The organism is Candidatus Vicinibacter proximus (assembly GCA_016713905.1).
GTDB classification, from domain to species: domain Bacteria; phylum Bacteroidota; class Bacteroidia; order Chitinophagales; family Saprospiraceae; genus Vicinibacter; species Vicinibacter proximus.
Genome location: JADJOE010000003.1, coordinates 372,543 through 390,929, shown reverse-complemented (window position 1 = coordinate 390,929; position 18,387 = coordinate 372,543). Strand labels below are relative to the sequence as shown.

Genomic DNA, 18,387 nt, shown 5'->3' with positions numbered 1-18,387 from the left:
ACGCAAAATAAGATTGAACTACTGGATATCAATAATTTAAATGAAAAGATTATATTTAAACAAGAGTTAGGTACCTTATTTAAACAAAAACCAAACCGAACATATCTTTTTTTTTTCAAGCGCCATGCGATTTATAATTTTTTGGAAGCCAGAAAAAATAAAAAGGTTTGGTTCAGAAAATCACTCAGCAAGCAAGCAGAACCTCCAGCCATCTTAGATACTTTTCTGGTAAAGGCAACCATGAACAACATGTACAATTACATGTACAATAAAGGATATTTTACCGTAAAGGTTTCGCCGGAAATTACCAGAAAAAAAAATAAGACCTCCACGGTGAAATATCAGGTAAGTGCCAATAAGAGAACATTTATTGAATCTCTGGAATTTCAGGCCGAAGATTCCGCAATTTATCAATTACTGGTAGCCAATCAGGCCGGCTCATTGATAAAACCTGGATCTCCTTTGGACAATGCACTTTTCCAAAGTGAAAAAGCACGGCTTACAGAGCTTATGCTGAACAATGGATATGCAGAATTTAATCCGGTATATATTCAAAATTTAGATGCAGATACCACCGATGCAAAAGCAAAAGTTAAACTCACCATAGCAAACCCTGATCAAAAAACAGAACACACAAGGTATACGGTAGGGAGTGTGCGCATCCTTGGAGATTATAATCCTTTGGTCAAAAATATTTTTAGCCAAACTAAATTGGATTCTATTTCTTTTTTCAATTCAAATAAAATAAGTTTTATTAAAGACGATGTCCTGCTCAGAAATATTGAACTGCGACCGGGTCAACGCTACAATAAATCGAATATAGATCTAACCTATCTTAACCTGGCTAATCTGGAATATTATAAATTCATCAATATAGAAACCAAATTAGATACCAATTCGTCCGACAAACTTAACCATACCATTTTCCTTACCCCTTATAAAAAATGGGTAACGGATTATGGAACAGATCTAAACTACACCACCCTCAGAACCACAGGAAGGAACCTATTTGGTGTGTCTGGTTACGTCAATTTGAAAAACAGAAACCTTTTTCATGGTGCCGAGAATTTTGACACTAAAATTGAAGTAGGCGCCGAACTTAATTTTGTAGACACTTTTGGTCTGAATACCATCAACATTGGTTACAGCAATACACTCACACTCCCTGACTTTTATGATATTACCGGAACTTATGGCATCAGTCGTTTTATACTGAGGCCATTTGTTCAACTCAGAAAAGAACTAAAATCAAAGACTGCCTTCTCCCTGGGTTTTGATTATGTTAATCTTGCTGCTTTGTTTAGCTACAATTCTTTCAATGCTAAAATCGCTTATGATTATTATTTAAATCGGAGGAACAGAATCATTTTAACTACTCTGGAAGTCAGTTATTATAAACCTACGGTTTTTCCGGCTTTCCAAAGTATATTGGCGACAAATCAAGCCCTGGAGCAAAGTTTTATTGGTAAAAGATTATTTACTGCTTTCTTCCTCAGCAGCTTGAAGTATTATTATCAAAGCAAAAAATCAAGTTTTATTGACCGTGCATTCATTGCCTCTCTGGAAACCAGTGGATTAGAAGCCAGTTTGGTTAACTCAGTAGGCAAACTCATTAATGGAAATTCTGGTGGAAGTGGAAATAATACTTTGGAATTGGCAAAATTTATTAAACTGGATGCAGACCATCGTTGGTACTATTATGTCAATCCTCAAAACACGATAGCTCTTAGAGGGGCTGCGGGACTTGCAGTTCCCTTTGGTGGGAGCAAATCGATCCCATATATAAAGCAATTTTTTCTAGGTGGTCCTCAAAGCCTCAGAGCTTGGGGTATAAGAGAGCCCGGACCAGGCGGAGACCCTGTCTCCAGCACTTTAGGAGAAAGAGGTAATTATTATTCTGCAGGAGATATAAAACTTGAAGTAAATGCCGAGTGGCGTTTTGACATCATTTGGATTTTTAAAGGAGCTATGTTCCTGGATGCTGGCAACGTATGGCGACTACCTCAGAAAGGGGTTGAAAATAACCTGGGAAATTTTTCCAAAATTTTTTATCAACAGATTGCTTTCGGAACAGGTTTCGGCCTGAGAATGGATCTTTCTTATTTCCTGTTTCGGGTTGATCTAGGCTTCAAATTACGTAACCCATACCTGAACGAAACCAACAGATATTGGATATACAGCAAGAAAGACCCAGTGAACTGGACCTCTCTGTTTAAAAACTCAAATATTCACCTCGCCCTCAATTACCCTTTTTAAGGATTGAATGCAAGATCAATGATTATTGATGATACGCCTGGTTGTGGGTAAGTGTTGTGCCACATTTTGCACAAGCTACAGCTTCTCCTGCTCCTCCCTCACATCCTTTAGGACATGTAAAATGCCAAACTCCATTAGCATTCTGAGGAGTGGATGGTGGAGGACCTTGTGATGGTGTGAAATTTGACGGAACCTGAGTGGAAGGTGCCGTTTGTGCTGGCTGAGCGTTGGTAGAAGTTGGAGCTGACTGAGTATCTCCAGACTTTTTGGCATCGTCTTTACAAGAAACAAACAGTGTCACCACTAATAAGAAAGACAATTGCAGAATGAATTTTGCCATTTTTTGATTTTTTGCTTTTAAAATTGCATCAAAAATACAGAACTTATTTCAATCTGCTTCTATAAATTGGTTTCAACCTTTCCGGTGAAAAATTAAACAATTCCGGATCAGCCCTCATTCAAATATATATTTACATATTATAATTTTTTATTATATTTGCCATTGATTACTGCACAACTGACTCCCAAACTCAGCTTTTTTATTTATTAATTTTTAAATCATTATTTAATGAAAACTGCGATTCAAGGTTTCTTGAGCCTTAGCTGTGCTGTATTCTTTTTTGCCTTAAACTCCCCAGGCTCCACAGCGGCTCCACTCAGTGTATGGCTGGAATGCCCACACGATGTAACGGTCAATTGTACAGAGGATCTGTCCAATCTTGACAAATGGGGAAAGGCCTGGCTCTGGGAAAATTATATTAAAAAAGATGCACCTCCTCCCAAGGTCACCAAGAATACAAACTCCTGTGGAATTGGTACGATCACAAGAACCTGGGAGTATGAAGATAAAAATTGGCAACTTCATACTTGCAGCCAAACTATTTCCATTCTTGCAAGTGGAAATCTTTTTGGCTATGCGGATATTGTCTGGCCAAAATCCTTGGAGTTGGAAGGGTGCAACCCAAACGCGGACCCTGGAAATTTGCCGAAAGGATTTAATTACCCTACTTTCAACAAACGAGGTTGCAGCCAACCCATGTATACCTATAAAGACATGAAGTTCACGGTGGCCGATGGCTGCATGAAAATTTTGCGCGACTGGAAAGTTATCGATTGGTGTCAATACGTGCCCAACTCTAAATATCCTACCGGCATATGGACCTATACTCAGGTTATCAAACTGGTCCTGAAAGACTCTACAGCATCCTTAAAATGCCCAAAAGACACTGTAGTCCAAGCCTCTCTTGACTGCAAAGGAACTTATGTAAAACTGGATTCGGCAAAAGGCTTTACAAAATGTGGTTACTTATTAAAAATCAGAAACACCTCTCCATATGCCAAGAGCAGTGGGCCAGATGCCAGTGGAGACTATCCTCTGGGTACTACCAAATTTTATTTCATTGCTGAATATGGGTGTGGCATAGAACTGAAATGTGAGGTAAAAGTAACTGTGGTAAATAAAATACCACCAACCCCATACTGTTTAACCGGAATTATTGTGGCCTTAATGCCTGTTGACAGCAATAAGGATGGCACTGTAGATGCCGGAATGATCGAAGTATGGGCAAAAGATCTTGACCATGGATCCTACCATAAATGTGGTTATAAAAACTTGAGATTCTCATTCTCTTCTGATGTAAGAGAAATGAACAGAATATTTACTTGTGATCAACTGGGAAAGAACGAAGTAGAGATGTGGGTCACGGATTCTGCTGGCAATCAATCCTTCTGTAAAACAATCATTGAAATCCAAAACAACAATGCACGAATTCCAAACTGTAAAAGGAAGGATAGCCTAACAACCCGCCCTCCTACCCTTTCTATCCAAGGCCAGATTTTCCTGGAAAATAAATCAGGACTGAAAGAAGTAAAATTATCCTTAATGGACATGACTGCATTTAAAATAAATGTTACCAGAGATACATTTCCTTTTATTCGTTACGATACCATTAGGGCTTCAAGTGGAACTATCTATTACATCCAAAAAAGAGATACCATCTTCAAAGAAAAACGAGATACAGTTTTCGGCATAATGGCTGAAGAAAAAATGAATAGAGAGGATGGAAATTTTGCTTTCATTGATGTTAAAAAAGATAAGGACTATATGGTTGTTCCCAAATCAGCCAAAGAGGATCTCGAAGGAATAGACGTTTATGATGCGATCGTATTACTCCGTCATGTTCTTGGCACACAAAAAATAACCTCTCCATATAAAATTTTGGCGGCAGATGTCAACAGTGATGGTCAAATTACCCATGCGGACTTTGATTTGTTGTATTCTGTAATCAATGGAACAAAATTGCTGAATCAGATTCCAAAAAAATGGCGATTTGTCCCAACAGCATTTTCCTTCAAATCTCCAACCAATCCATTGTCGGAATTTATACCTGAATATCTCAGTTATAAAACATTGAAAACTTCGATGGAGCATTCTGATTTCATAGCAGTGAGAATCGGGGATCTGGAGGAAAGCAAAACTGTACAAACTGCTTTAGAACTGATTGAAAGATCCAATGAATTTGATGCCCTTAAAGAGCAATTGGTTCAAGAGAAAATTACCATTCATAATCTTTACCCAAATCCTCTTTCTAAGGGCCCTTTTCATTTGGATATTTATGTTCCTGAACGATCCCAACTTTCCTTAAATTTATTTAATGCGGAAGGGAAATCATTGGAAAAATTTACTCAAACTTTTGAAAAAGGAAATCAGCTATGGATGATTCAACCTAACGTCGATCTCCCGAGCGGTGTAATTTTTTACCATTTAACCGATAGCAAACATCAACTATACGGAAAAATTCAAATTTCAAAATAATTAGTATAAAAATTTAAGAGCCGGAGGCAGCTTACTGTTTCCGGCTTTTTTATTGGAATAAATTTTGGGCACTAAAAATCCTTTGTGAACTAAATTAGATAATCAATTTAGTTAGCCGTACTTCTCCAAATTTAGAAAGAGACTATATCCTTTTAGTTATTCTTTAATTTGTCATCTTTGGCTAAAACCTGTTGAGCCATTTGTAGTTTGAATTCTTGTAAACGGATAGCCAGAGAAGGATCTGAAAGTGATAATATTTCCACTGCAAGGATCCCTGCATTTTTAGCTGCATTCAGAGCAACCGTTGCTACTGGCACCCCATTTGGCATTTGAAGAATGGATAATATGGAATCCCACCCATCGATGGAGTTGGAGGATTTTACCGGAACGCCAATGACTGGCAAAGTGGTCACAGAAGCGACCATCCCAGGCAGATGAGCGGCTCCACCGGCCCCTGCAATAATGATTTTTATCCCACGGTCTCTTGCAGAGCTTGCGTAATCCATCATATGCTGAGGCGTTCGGTGCGCTGAAACTATTCGCGTTTCATAATACACATCAAAAGAGTCTAAAAGGGTGGCAGCTTCTTGCATCACAGCAAGATCACTGTCAGAACCCATGATAATACCCACTTGTATAATTTTACTCAAGCTTTTACTTTTAAGGTTTGTTGCACGAAATTAGCTTTTTCCCTGCAGCTTGCCAAATCCTTGTCTGTAATCGTAACATGTCCCATTTTACGATGTGGCCTGGTTTCTTCCTTCCCATATAGGTGTATGTGTACACCAGGTATTTTTAAACACTCTTCAATTCCTTCATATACTGCAGAACCAGAAAAATTTTCTGAGCCCAATAAGTTAACCATTATAGACCACTGATCTGTGTCTGTATGACCGAGCGGTAAATTTAATATTGCCCTTAGGTGATTTTCAAACTGAGACGTTGCACCATTGTCTAAGGTATGGTGTCCACTGTTATGAGGCCTCGGAGCCATCTCATTGATCCACACTCCCCCATCTTTGTTTACAAACAACTCAATGGCTAACAATCCAACTATCTCCAACTGCTGGGTGATTTCCAAGGCTAGTCTGTTCGCCAGAACAAGATCTTGCTCTGAAATTTCAGCCGGACATAAAAGAAATTCAACAAGATTCGCAGTAGGATGAAACAACATCTCTACAGCCGGGTAAGTTTTGATTTCTCCTTGTTCACTTCTTACCGTGATGATGCTGATTTCCTTATCAATATTGGCCATTTGCTCAACCAAACAGGGTCCTTCCATCAGTTTGTGCATGTCCTCAAATGAACGAATGATTTCAACCCCTTTTCCATCATATCCACCCTGCCTCAACTTCTGGACAAATGGAAATTTTATCATGCCGGTATGGACCATGGATACGATAGAATCTGGCGACTCAAACAGAGTAAAGGGGGCGGTAGGAAATCCATGAGACAGCAAAAATTGTTTTTGCATTCCTTTATCCTGGATCAATTTAATGATTTCAGGCTGTGGTAAAACCTTAATTCCATCCTTTTCCAGTTGACTCAAAGCATCCACATTTACCTGTTCAATTTCAATAGACAGGACATCCACTGTTTTCCCAAAATGAATTACATCATCGAAATCCTTAAAATCTCCCTCAGTAACAAATCGACTTACCTTACCGGCAGGATAATCTTTACTTTTGTCTAGGAAATGAAGTTCGAGATCCAGTTTAGAAGCCTCCTGGGCTAACATTTTTCCCAATTGGCCTGCACCCAGGAAACCGATTTTCTTTTCTGAAGGTTTATATGACATGATAACATTTACCTGCAAAGATTGAAAAAACAATAATAAAGGTGCGATGAAAAATTACAAACTCTTTAAAAATGCCATCCTGGTCAATGAGGGAAGATCATTTGAATCAGACTTACTTGTTTATGGGGATAGAATCAAACGCATCGACAGAAACATTAGCCACCCTGAAGCAGAGGTCATTGATGTGAACGGAAAATTGCTAATTCCAGGTTGTATTGATGATCAGGTTCACTTCCGGGAGCCGGGATTGACACATAAAGCCGATATTCACACAGAGAGTTCAGCTGCTTTAGCTGGAGGGGTCACAAGTTTTATGGAAATGCCCAACACCATTCCCAATGCCTTAACACCGGAAATACTGGAAGCCAAATATGAGATAGCCGCTCAAAAATCAATGGCAAACTATTCCTTTTACATGGGGGTTTCTAACGATAATCTAGAACATGTTTTGCGGGTAAATTATGATCAAGTCTGCGGAATAAAAGTATTCATGGGGTCCAGCACTGGAGGTATGCTGGTGGACGAGCCTAATACGCTTGAGGCATTGTTTTCCAGGGCCCCCGTACTCATTGCTACACATTGTGAAGATGAAGCAACGATTCGAAAGAATTTGGAAAAGGCTTTAATTAAGTATGGAAATAAAATACCTGAATCAGAACATCCAATTATACGCAACCACGAGGCATGCATGATTTCTTCCGGTTTGGCTATTTCCCTGGCTAAAAAACACGATACCCGTTTACATGTACTGCATCTGACTACTGCGCAAGAAACAGAAATGTTCAACCATAACATTCCGCTGGAAAATAAAAGAATTACCTGTGAAGTTTGTGTCCACCATCTTTATTTTGACGATAGAGATTATGCCCGATTGGGTAATTTAATTAAATGCAATCCTGCGATCAAAACAGAAATCGATAAACAGACACTTTGCAAGGCATTGAAAGAAGGAAAAATTGATGTAATTGCGACAGATCACGCGCCGCATACCCTGGAAGAGAAATCAAGAGACTATCTTGAAGCACCTTCCGGACTCCCACTTGTGCAACACCCATTGAATATAATGCTCACTTTGGGCAAAGAACATGGCTGGGGAATAGAGTTCATTGTAGAGAAAATGGCACATAACCCTGCAATATGCTTTGGTATTAAAAACCGGGGATTTCTAAGAGAAGAGTATTTTGCTGATCTGGTAATCTTAGACCCCACTTCACACTTAACCGTTAGAAAAGAGGATTTACTATATAAGTGTGGTTGGTCGCCAATAGAAGGCGCAATTCTTGAAGGGAAAATTTTAAGCACCTTTGTCAATGGGCATTTGGCCTTCGATGGCCATAAAGTTTTACCCATTTCCCATGGAGCCCGGTTGAGCTTTGATCGAAATTAATAGATAAATATCTGCTGAGGCTACACTCATATATAATATTTTTATATATATTTGTAGCTAAAACATATAACCAAAAATGGATCAGGACTCTTTTATTTACTTGTATCCGATGCCGGATGATGTCGCTCAATCCATGTTGATCTCAGAAACTGAGTCCAATATACACATCAGACCCTTGAATCAAAATGCCCGTAAACTATGGATTTGTAATAAAATAATCCGGAATTTACTGACCCAAAGAAAAACCCTTATCCTCATAGATCAACCCGACCATATTCGTCTTTTGGATGAAATCATTCAAGAGTTCCAATTACAACCTTTATGTTTTCTTTTTACTCATTCCAGATCGGAAATTGAGCAAAAATTATTACAATTTGCGCCCGTTACCGTCCCTGGAAAATTAAATCTGGAACAATTTGAAAACCTGAGTAAATCATTAAAAATCACCCACCAAAACCTGAAAGAAACCTATGATACCCTATATCAAACTAAGGTAGGTCCACAAGACAATTTTGTAAGTTTGGTATCTAAAGTCATTTTGTCAGAGCAAAGTAACAAAGGTGAAATCTCCCGTATCAGCAATTTGCATGAACCTTTGATGCAGAGAGAATTTCAAAGTTTGATCAATTTATTGGAATCTTTTAAAACCTGTAAAGACGGCAGGCTTCACGAAACACATCCTTTAAATCAGCTCAATGAAAAACTTTTTGAACTCTTTCTTCGGGATGAAGCCTGGACTTATCTCTCTCACTTTTTATATCAATGGAAAAAAACAGGAATTCAAATCCTTAACGATCTAAAGGAATATTTAGACTTATGGTACATCTGTGAAAACAAACGGATCTGTCATCAATTTTCAAAAATTATTTCGGAATTAAAATGGTTAAATTCAAATCCATCCGATCAATCGGAATGGTTTCTGAAACACCAGCTTACAGTAGAAAAATTTGAAAAATATAGAAGTTTTTTAAGACAGACCGATACTTCTGAATTTATTGCATTTAATTACCGAAATGAAATACCCACATTATCAGATTTAAGACCGGAAATAAGCAATTATCTCAATCGCACCTTAAAGTCCATAAAGATCGCAGATATCAGAGACAGAGAAGTTGTACTGAGTATAAAAAACATTCTTGATCGTGCCATAAAATGGCAGAATGATATGAATACATCTGGAATTATACATAAGACGGTTCAACTGAATTCTGAAACACTTCCTGAGCTCATACAGTCTATCGAAAATGACATAACTATTGCAGAGGACATTCTTCAATCTTCTGATGCATTTGCCCAGTTTTTTGATTGGAAAACCCAATACAATCTCCTTACAGAACGCCAAAAAGTAATTTTAGATCAGTTACAATTTGTGCATCCTGACCAATGGGAAATTGAATTAAAACGACATTACCAGGACAACAATCTTAAACAATTCTTTGACTACAATGCAGAGTTTATTCCTGAATGGATCAGGGATTTTAAAACAGGTGTTGCACAAATTAAATCCCAATGGACTACCTACCTTCTCTCTAAATATGAGCAAAAACAACACCAAACCCTTTACAAATTAATCGACAAGGAGCCCGGTCTTTATGAAAGTCTGAAGAATAATCAAAAGAATAAGCATACGCTGTCTGAATATTACCAATTAATTCCACAGCTTGCTGAAATTTTTCCCATCATCATATTAGAAAATTCACATCGAGAATATTTCCCAACCCTCACGCAAGCTTCATGGGACGAGGTTTGGAATCTTTGTCCCACCGAGGAAGAACAACAGTTTGCTAAGTTTGGTAAATCTACTCACCATTACATCAGTATTCATGAAGAATTCTCTTCTATTGCTGAATTCAACATTGCACTTAATCAGGCCCCACCTTCTAGATTAAAAAATATTCTCTTTGATCTTCACCCCACGGAAGTTACAACCCACATCAATGGACTTGCCAATTTTATTTTATCCAACTTTCCAAAATTAAAAGTTCTGGTTAACTCAAAAAACCTGGCACTTAGTTTTTTACCAAAAGAACTAGAACAATTATTTATTCAACTTAGCGGGGCCGAATGGAATGCCATTCAACTGGATGAACAAGATGGGGCAGAAAGATTAAGTGAATTATTGATGCACAAATCAACACATAAAAAAATATGGTTGGCTGATCAACTGTTTTCAACCGCTTCCCTCAATATCCAACAACTGGAATGGCAATGGCATTTTCTAAAATGTATGGAAGTCGCAGGATTTGAAATCGAAAATGTGGAAACGAATCAATTGTTCCAATTGAAAAGTTTTTGGCCTTCTTCAGAGAGAAATTTATTTACACCAATTAAAAACACTAAGCTGCATTCAGTCTGATGGGCGGAAATTTTTCATTGGAAAATCATTTCAGCCTGATCAAACGAAACGAAAAAAATCAAATTTATGATCCGGTAAGAAGAAAATGGATCGTTGCCTCTCCTGAAGAAATTGTAAGACAGTTATTTATACAACATTTGCACGTCGACCTTCAATACAGTCTGGCTAATATGTCTGTTGAAAAACAAATTGTTTATGGCGGATTTAAAAAAAGATTTGATTTGGTTGTAAACCATTCTTCCGGTAATCCAATGATTATCATTGAATGTAAATCCTATGAAATCCCCATTACACAAAGTGTACTTGATCAGGCAGCTAATTACAATTTTATTGTACATGCACCATACCTTGCAGTCACAAATGGCAGGTCGACTTTAATTGCAAAAATTGATCACGAATTAAAAAGCTTTCAATTTATCGATCAACTGCCTGTGTTTTCCAGAAATTTGTAGAGAACAATGGATGGTCATCCTTCCATTTCAGAAAGAACAATGTCGTGATCATAATTTCTAAAATCAACAGCAGTAACATTTGAAACACCCATCTCTTCCATATATACCCCATATAAAACATCTACTTCGGCCATGGTAAGCTTGTTGTGTGTGATGATCACGAATTGGGAATCTTTGCTGAATTTTCTGATGATGTGATTAAATTTATCAATATTGATATCATCGAGTGGAGCATCTACTTCATCAAAAATACAAAAAGGTGCCGGCTTCAATAAATAAAGAGAAAACAACAAAGCAATTGCGGTCAGTGTTTTTTCACCACCACTTAATTGATGAATGGATTTCGGACGCTTACCCTTCGGTTTTGCAATAATGTCAATATCACATTCCAGGGGATCCATTTCATCAAGCAGCACTAAATCGCAATCATCATCACTGGTAAACAAAGAACGGAACACATCCTGGAAGTGAACACGAACCTGATTGAAGGCATTCATAAAACTGGCAGTTGCTGTTTCTTCAATTTCCTTTATGGTCTGAAGCAGACTGTCCTGAGCTTTAAGAATATCTTCTTTCTGAAGTTGAATTCGCTCATATCTTCCTTTCATTTCCTCATAAGCCTCCAATGCCATTGGGTTAATTTCCCCATAATTATCCAATCTAACCTTATAATACATGACTCTGTCTCTTAAGGCATCTTCGTCCATCTGTTCTACCTCCTCCTCAGGAACGTATTTATCCAAAGGCGTGTTGAATTCTAACTCAGCTCTTTCGACAGTAGATTGAATTTTATAATTGCTTTCAGACCTTTGATCTTTCAAAGTATTGATGGAAGATTGATACTCCAATATGGCCTTTTGATAACTTCTGATTTGCGTTTCCTGACCTGTAATTGTATTCCGGATCTCATAATAATCCTGTTCCAAATGGGTCAAATCTGATTCAATCGTTTTTCGATATTCAAATCGTTCGACCAGTTGATTTTTATCCTCCGCCAAACCTTTCTCTAACTCTTCCAATTCAACCTGGTAGTCCTGAAGACGCTTTGAATTAAGCTCAAGTTGTTGTTTGGTTTCGTCATGTTGTCTTTGACGATATTCAAGGTCTTTTTTAATATTGTCCAGCTTATTTTCCCATTTAAGTACTTCTAACCTTGACTGATTATATAAGGTCGCAGCGGACGTTAATTCTGTTGAAATCGTATTGAAAACCAAATCGGTTTGCGTAATACTGTTTAAAAGTTGATTAAGTTCAACCTTAAGAGCTTCTACTTTTGCTTGATTGTTTTCTCTTTGGTGCTGAATCTCATTATACTTTATATCATTACCTGCAATTCGCTCCTCAAATTGCTTTTTTAAATCATTGAAATGTTGAACTTTGGTGGACATTTGTGCAAGAGATTGAAGCAAACTACTTTCTTCTTTTCTTGCTGCATTCAGCTCTCCTTCTTTATTAATCAGTTCAACTTGTTTGTAATCATGTTTAAGCTGAGATAAAGTTCTATCGAGCTCCAAAACTTCCAGCTCAATTGTTTTAAGATCCAATTCAAGTTTCTCAAGATGCTTTTTACGACCTAGTTTTTTCCCTTCAAATAAGCCTACCGATCCTCCTGAAATGGAATTCTTCTGTCGTATGATAGAACCACTCAAACTGATCACCGTTACATCTTCCGGAAAATCCATTACATCTTCAAGGTAAGATTCAGCATCCTTAACATACACATTGTTAAGCAATGAAAACAAAAGCGGTTGATAGAGTGCATCAGACTCAATCAAAGAAATTGCAGATTTAAATCCTGGAATGTCAGCAGGAACTATTTTTTCGTTTTTAAATTTACTTAAAATAAAAAAATTAGCCTTACCCTTAGCATTGCCATGAAGCAGTCTGATGGCCTGAATAGCCTCATCTTCATTACTCACTACATGATAATTAAGATAAGGTTCTAAAAATGATTCTATTGCTGATCGGTATTTTTCTTCAGTATAAATAAGATCCGTAAGTACGGGAACATCCTTACGCCAATTCTGATGAAGAAATTTTATAGACTCAGGAAATCCTTCAAGCTTTTCGACCATCGATTTCAATAAGTCGTATTCGTTTTTCCTGGCATCCTTCTTTCTATTGGCTGCGGCCACACTTTGTGTGTGAGTCTCAATTTCAGTCTGAAGAATAGATAGTTTTGCCTTTCGATCTTCTTCTTGCTTATTTAATAGAGCTATTTTTTCCTGAACGCTTTGAAGGTTGCTTTCCAGATCTTTAATATCCTTATTGAAATGGGAAAATTCTTCTGTGCGGAATGCAAGTTCATCAGCATTTCTTTTAGAATCAGCTTGAAGATTTTCAAGCTGGTTTCTTTTTATCGCAAGGTCCTTTTCTAATTCAAAAACACTTTTTTCAATGGCTTCCTTCTGAATTTGGTACTGATCTACCCCGGATTTTAATTCATCAAACTTTAATTGCTTGGATTCGTAGTCAGATTGAAGCTCTGTAGTTTGAAGGTGAAGCTTATTGAATTCATTCTGTGTTTTTTCAATTTCAGAATGAAGTAGCAATATATCCTGAGCAATCACTTCCAGTTTAGTGCCTGCTTCGGAATTACTTTGTTTCAGTGCTTCCTGTTGCGTTACATTAAAGAACTTTTTTTGATCTTTAACTTGAATCTCTGTTTCAATGCCCCTGATTTGATCTAAAAGTTCGTTTACTTTTTTCTGATACTCACTGAGACTTTTCTCCTTGTCAAGATGTGATTTCTTGAATTGTTCCAGCTCTGCCTCAGATTGGTGAAGCTTGACCTCTTGCTCTTGCAATTTTATGACTTGCTCGTCAATAATTTTGGAAGTATTTTGAATCTTTTCTTTAAGACTTACAACAGATAAAAAAGCCAGCCTTAATCCGGAATTTCTATATTTATCCCGCATTTCAAAAAACTTCTTAGCCCTTTTTGCCTGTTTTTCTAATTCTACCAGATTGTTATTGATTTCAAACAAAAGATCTTCAATTCGTGCCAGGTCTTCAGTGGTCGCCTTTAATTTATTTATGGACTCTCTTTTCCTGCTTTTGTATTTTGAAATTCCCGCAGCTTGCTCAAACATTTTTCGCCTTGCAGATTCCTTATTGGACAAGATATCCTCGACCATTCCCAAAGCAATAATTGCATAAGAATCGGATCCAATGCCCGTATCCATAAACAGCGAAGTGATGTCCTTTAACCTGCAAGTGACATTATTTAAACGATATTCGCTCTCTCCACTTCTGTACAAAAACCTTGAGATGTTGACGGTATGATACTCTACCGGAAGCAGATTTTTTGTGTTTTCGAAGGTAAGACTTACATGGGCAAGCGGTGCTTCTTTCCTTTTTTTAGTGCCATTAAAAATCACATCAGACATTTGCTCCAAGCGCAATTCCCTTCCTTTTTGCTCTCCAAGGACCCATCTGATCGCATCCACAATATTTGATTTCCCTGATCCATTAGGGCCAACAATACCTGTCACTGCCTCATTAAAATGGATCACAGTCTCGTCAGCAAAGCTTTTAAAACCTTTGACTTCTATTTTCTTAAGTCTCATAAGGCTGCAAAAATATAGAAAAGATTTATATAAGTTTTCTGAATATAAAACAGCACGCTTTATACAAACAGCTCACTATCAATTATATATAAATATTTTAACTATTTTAGGATGCCTGAATCAAGACATTACAAAAGGTGAAAAAAAATTACATTAATTTTAAAATTTAATAAAATACCACTTTCCTGATTTGAGCACCCACCATGACAACAGGCATTGGCTAAGCCAATATACAATTTCACCATACCAGGCCCATTTCAACCCTAAAGTTTCAGGATATAGAATGGCTACCCAAGTGATCCCCAAATAAAGCAAGGAACCTATAATCTGAATATTCAATCCTTTGGAAGTCTCTCCAGCGCCACTCACCCCGTTAAAAAAAATATTTGAAAATGAGGCTACCATCAAAATCGCAAACAGAATTTTAAAGTACGGAAGGGATTCTTGAAACAAAGCGGTATCTCCTCCTCCTAAAAAAGGATACATTAAAGTCTGGGCAAAAATCAGAAAAGGAAAAGAGACTATCGTGGTAACCGCCAGTGAAATTAAGGAGGAATGATATACTTGCTTAAGTACTCTCTGCTCCCTTTTTCGACCAATGGTCTTGCTCACCATGGTATTAATGGCGGCTGCAAAACCCCAACATGGAATGGTGAAGATGAGATAGACCACCCGCAATAAGTTGGAAATGGCTAAAGCCCGTTCGCCAAGTTTTTCAATAAAACTAAAGAAGATAAACCAGCTTGCAATCCCAATAACAGATTGCATCAGAATGGGTAAACTCAATTTGTAAATATTCCTTAATTCGGCCGGCTCAATATGGGGTATGGAAAACAGATCGAATGGCTTTAGATCCTTATCCAAAAGAATATAAACCAGAAAGAAGACAAAAGCTGCAATTTCTGCAAGGGAACTTGCCAATCCTGCCCCTGCAATACCCATCTCCGGAAATCCAGCTTTCCCATAAACCAAAAGGTAGCACAATAATATGTTCGTCAATCCTAAAAAGACCGTATCAATCAAAATAATCTTAGGCCTGCCGATTCCCATGTAAAGGGATAAAAAGGCGAGTCCGACATAGGCAAAGACCAAACCATAAATTCTATATTCAATAAATTCAAGTGATTTTTGCAGAATTACCTGAGATTTGACAAACAAGGAAAGTATATCCGTGGAAAAGAATTTAAGTATGATGAAGATAAAAAGACCAACTACCAGTTCAAAAAAGAGAATTGCGTAAAAGTACTTTTTTACTGCAGTTGGAGATCTTTCCCCATATTTTCTGGCAATAATGATCTGCCCTCCTTTAGAAAAACCATAGGCAATGGAAGATATTACAAGATAAAAAACACTTACAAAACCAACGGCTGCAAAATCCTTTTCATCGTAACCGTATAGAAACAGGCTGTCTGTTAATGCAATAACATTTTGTCCGGCTGAACCCAACATTATGGGAACGGCCAGTAAAAGAAGCCTTTTAGCGTTATGTATAAATTCCTTCATCTACTTAGATGCCTAAAGATAAATCACATCCCCAATACCAGGCAATAGTTTATGATTTCTTATTAATTCCCTAAACTTTGTTTGTTTTGCATCACAATACAAATTTTATGAAATTCCCAAAGATTCCCGCACCGACAGCAAAATTATCCTCCAAAGAACTTGAAAGTCATGGTGACATTAGGGTAGACCCCTATTTTTGGCTGAATGAAAGAGATCACCCGGATGTCCTTGCTTACCTCGAAGAGGAGAACCAATACGGAAACCAAATGTGCTCTGTTTTTGAAGAATTGGAAAACAAATTATTTGAGGAAATCACACGACGTATTGTTCAAAACGATGAATCTGCACCCTATTTCGTTAATGGATACTGGTATAAAACAAAGTTTGAAGAGCATAAAGAATATCCTGTTTACGTGCGATATGAAAATTCATTGGAGAATAAGGAAGAAGTTATTCTTAATGTAAACCAAATGGCAGAAGGCCATAATTATTACCATGTGGGAAGTATGGCCATAAGTCCCGATAATAAATTTCTGGCTTATACTGAAGATTTGCAAAGCAGAAGAATTTATTCAGTCTGCTTGAAGAATCTCGAAACAGGAGAAGTCTTCCCAATGAAAATACCCAATTCAAGTACCTGTCTGGCCTGGACCAATGATTCAAAGAACCTATATTACGTTACAAAAGATGAAACTCTCAGGGAATATAGGGTTATGCTGCATGAAATAGGCAATGATTTCCAACAGGACAAATTAATTTATGAGGAAGAAGATGAGACTTTTTACGTATCCGTTGGCAAAACAAAAGACAAAAAATATATATTGATTCATTCCACATCAGCTCTTGAATCGGAATATCGATATATCGACGCCACACATGCAGAAAACAAACTAAATCTCTTTCAAGGGCGGATCAAAAACCTTGAATATTATATTGATCACAAAGACCAGGATTGGTTTATCCGGACAAATAAAATGGGTCCTAATTTTGGAATGATGATTTGTGAAGATCAAAATACCGTAATCGACAATTGGAGATCCCTCTTACCTTATAACGATAAGATTCTGGTAGAAGATTTTGAATTATTTAAGGACTATTTGGTTTTGTCAGAAAGAAGTGAGGGGATTCTAAAAATCCATGTATTTCCAGGCCATTCAAGTTCATATTACATTGCATTTGACGAAGATGTTTATACATCGGTATTTTCAGTTAATCCGGAAATTGAATGCGGCTACCTTCGCATTCTTTTTACTTCCCTTAAAACCCCTCCGACAATCTATGAATATCATTTTGAAGATCAAATTCTAAAGATTCTTAGAGTCCAAAAAGTAGAAGGAGGCTATAACCCACAAGATTACCGCACAGAAAGAATATACGCAACAGCTTCTGACAAAACATTGATCCCCATATCCATAGTCTACCATAAAAATTTTATAAAGGATGGATCGCATCCACTCTTACTTTATGGATATGGTTCTTACGGAATTTCTGTAGATCCAACCTTCAGCATTTCAAGAAAGAGTCTCTTGGACCGGAATTTTGCATTTGCTATTGCACACGTGCGTGGTGGCCAGGAATTAGGGCGTTCCTGGTATGAAAGCGGCAAGTTTTTAGAAAAGAAAAACACCTTTACCGATTTTATCCATTGTGCGGAATTTTTAATTTCAGAAAAATACACCCGGCCAGACAAACTCTTTGCCTCCGGAGGCTCGGCAGGAGGTCTTTTGATGGGTGCCATTGCCAATATGCGACCTGAATTGTGGAAGGGCATTCTGGCAGCCGTTCCATTTGTAGATGTAGTGACCACTATGCTGGATGAAGACATTCCTTTGACGACCGGAGAATATGATGAATGGGGAAATCCTGCGAATGAAGTGTATTATCATTATTTAAAGTCTTATTCCCCTTACGACAATGTTGCCTTCCAAAATTACCCGGCCATGTTTGTTCGGACAGGTTATCACGATTCTCAGGTCCAATATTGGGAACCGGCAAAATGGGTAGCAAAAATCAGATCTTATAAAACAAACGACACTCCTTTAATCTTCATTTGTGATATGAATACGGGCCATAGTGGGGCTTCCGGAAGATTTAAGCAATACCGGGAGACCGCCAGAGAATATGCTTTTATGCTTCATTTATTGGGTTGACATGATTTTTGAACGATTTTTCTTCAATTTCCAGCAATTCGAAAGTATTAAGATTTTTAGTATTCCCCTTTAGAATGGTAATAATAACTACCTAAAACCTT

General features: G+C 37.5%; 11 protein-coding genes. 6 read left to right on the top strand and 5 right to left on the bottom strand.

The genetic code is table 11. The features are described from left to right. The first annotated feature begins 141 nt into the window (after window positions 1-141). Window positions 142-2,256, top strand: a complete 2,115-nt coding sequence (locus IPJ83_10120) for a BamA/TamA family outer membrane protein (GenBank protein ID MBK7880895.1) — start codon at window positions 142-144, stop codon at window positions 2,254-2,256. A gap of 22 nt (window positions 2,257-2,278) precedes the next feature. Here the strand turns inward: IPJ83_10120 and IPJ83_10115 are convergent, their stop codons facing one another. Beyond that, window positions 2,279-2,596: a hypothetical protein gene (locus IPJ83_10115; GenBank protein ID MBK7880894.1), complete on the bottom strand. Its 318-nt coding sequence runs from the start codon at window positions 2,594-2,596 to the stop codon at window positions 2,279-2,281. 228 nt (window positions 2,597-2,824) lie between these two features. Between IPJ83_10115 and IPJ83_10110 the strand changes: the two genes are divergently transcribed. Continuing rightward, on the top strand, window positions 2,825-5,071 hold the full coding sequence (locus IPJ83_10110) for a hypothetical protein (GenBank protein ID MBK7880893.1): 2,247 nt from the start codon (window positions 2,825-2,827) through the stop codon (window positions 5,069-5,071). 152 nt (window positions 5,072-5,223) lie between these two features. Here the strand turns inward: IPJ83_10110 and purE are convergent, their stop codons facing one another. Continuing rightward, window positions 5,224-5,691 carry a 5-(carboxyamino)imidazole ribonucleotide mutase gene (gene purE / locus IPJ83_10105; protein MBK7880892.1) on the bottom strand — a complete coding sequence of 156 codons (468 nt, stop codon included), beginning with the start codon at window positions 5,689-5,691 and terminating at the stop codon, window positions 5,224-5,226. A 26-nt stretch (window positions 5,692-5,717) separates the two neighbouring features. Further along, window positions 5,718-6,869, bottom strand: coding sequence for a 5-(carboxyamino)imidazole ribonucleotide synthase (locus IPJ83_10100; protein MBK7880891.1), 1,152 nt, complete (start codon window positions 6,867-6,869; stop codon window positions 5,718-5,720). Between the two features lie 46 nt (window positions 6,870-6,915). On the opposite strand from IPJ83_10100, the gene IPJ83_10095 reads away from it, so the two are divergent. From IPJ83_10095 to IPJ83_10085, 3 genes are all read left to right on the top strand, one after another. Next, window positions 6,916-8,256 carry a dihydroorotase gene (locus tag IPJ83_10095; protein ID MBK7880890.1) on the top strand — a complete coding sequence of 447 codons (1,341 nt, stop codon included), beginning with the start codon at window positions 6,916-6,918 and terminating at the stop codon, window positions 8,254-8,256. A 76-nt stretch (window positions 8,257-8,332) separates the two neighbouring features. Then, window positions 8,333-10,612 (top strand): hypothetical protein, encoded by a 2,280-nt coding sequence (locus tag IPJ83_10090; protein MBK7880889.1) that lies wholly within the window; start codon window positions 8,333-8,335, stop codon window positions 10,610-10,612. Continuing rightward, window positions 10,612-11,064 (top strand): type I restriction enzyme HsdR N-terminal domain-containing protein, encoded by a 453-nt coding sequence (locus IPJ83_10085; protein ID MBK7880888.1) that lies wholly within the window; start codon window positions 10,612-10,614, stop codon window positions 11,062-11,064. The genes IPJ83_10090 and IPJ83_10085 overlap by 1 nt, the downstream gene beginning before the upstream one ends. A gap of 14 nt (window positions 11,065-11,078) precedes the next feature. On the opposite strand, the gene smc is transcribed toward IPJ83_10085, so the two are convergent. Next, the gene (gene smc, locus IPJ83_10080) at window positions 11,079-14,633 is read right to left on the bottom strand and encodes a chromosome segregation protein SMC (GenBank protein ID MBK7880887.1); all 3,555 of its coding nucleotides are present in this window, start codon (window positions 14,631-14,633) and stop codon (window positions 11,079-11,081) included. 159 nt (window positions 14,634-14,792) lie between these two features. After that, on the bottom strand, window positions 14,793-16,136 hold the full coding sequence (locus IPJ83_10075; protein MBK7880886.1) for an MATE family efflux transporter: 1,344 nt from the start codon (window positions 16,134-16,136) through the stop codon (window positions 14,793-14,795). Between the two features lie 107 nt (window positions 16,137-16,243). On the opposite strand from IPJ83_10075, the gene IPJ83_10070 reads away from it, so the two are divergent. Further along, window positions 16,244-18,286: a S9 family peptidase gene (locus tag IPJ83_10070; protein MBK7880885.1), complete on the top strand. Its 2,043-nt coding sequence runs from the start codon at window positions 16,244-16,246 to the stop codon at window positions 18,284-18,286. Window positions 18,287-18,387 lie beyond the last annotated feature (101 nt).

Excerpts from the sequence above, each read along its gene's own strand:
- IPJ83_10115 (MBK7880894.1), bottom strand. The coding sequence starts at position 2,596 with ATGGCAAAATTCATTCTGCAATTGTCTTTCTTATTAGTGGTGACACTG.
- IPJ83_10110 (MBK7880893.1), top strand. The coding sequence starts at position 2,825 with ATGAAAACTGCGATTCAAGGTTTCTTGAGCCTTAGCTGTGCTGTATTC.
- purE (MBK7880892.1), bottom strand. The coding sequence starts at position 5,691 with ATGGGTTCTGACAGTGATCTTGCTGTGATGCAAGAAGCTGCCACCCTT.
- IPJ83_10100 (MBK7880891.1), bottom strand. The coding sequence starts at position 6,869 with ATGTCATATAAACCTTCAGAAAAGAAAATCGGTTTCCTGGGTGCAGGC.
- IPJ83_10095 (MBK7880890.1), top strand. The coding sequence starts at position 6,916 with ATGAAAAATTACAAACTCTTTAAAAATGCCATCCTGGTCAATGAGGGA.
- IPJ83_10090 (MBK7880889.1), top strand. The coding sequence starts at position 8,333 with ATGGATCAGGACTCTTTTATTTACTTGTATCCGATGCCGGATGATGTC.
- IPJ83_10085 (MBK7880888.1), top strand. The coding sequence starts at position 10,612 with ATGGGCGGAAATTTTTCATTGGAAAATCATTTCAGCCTGATCAAACGA.
- smc (MBK7880887.1), bottom strand. The coding sequence starts at position 14,633 with ATGAGACTTAAGAAAATAGAAGTCAAAGGTTTTAAAAGCTTTGCTGAC.
- IPJ83_10075 (MBK7880886.1), bottom strand. The coding sequence starts at position 16,136 with ATGAAGGAATTTATACATAACGCTAAAAGGCTTCTTTTACTGGCCGTT.
- IPJ83_10070 (MBK7880885.1), top strand. The coding sequence starts at position 16,244 with ATGAAATTCCCAAAGATTCCCGCACCGACAGCAAAATTATCCTCCAAA.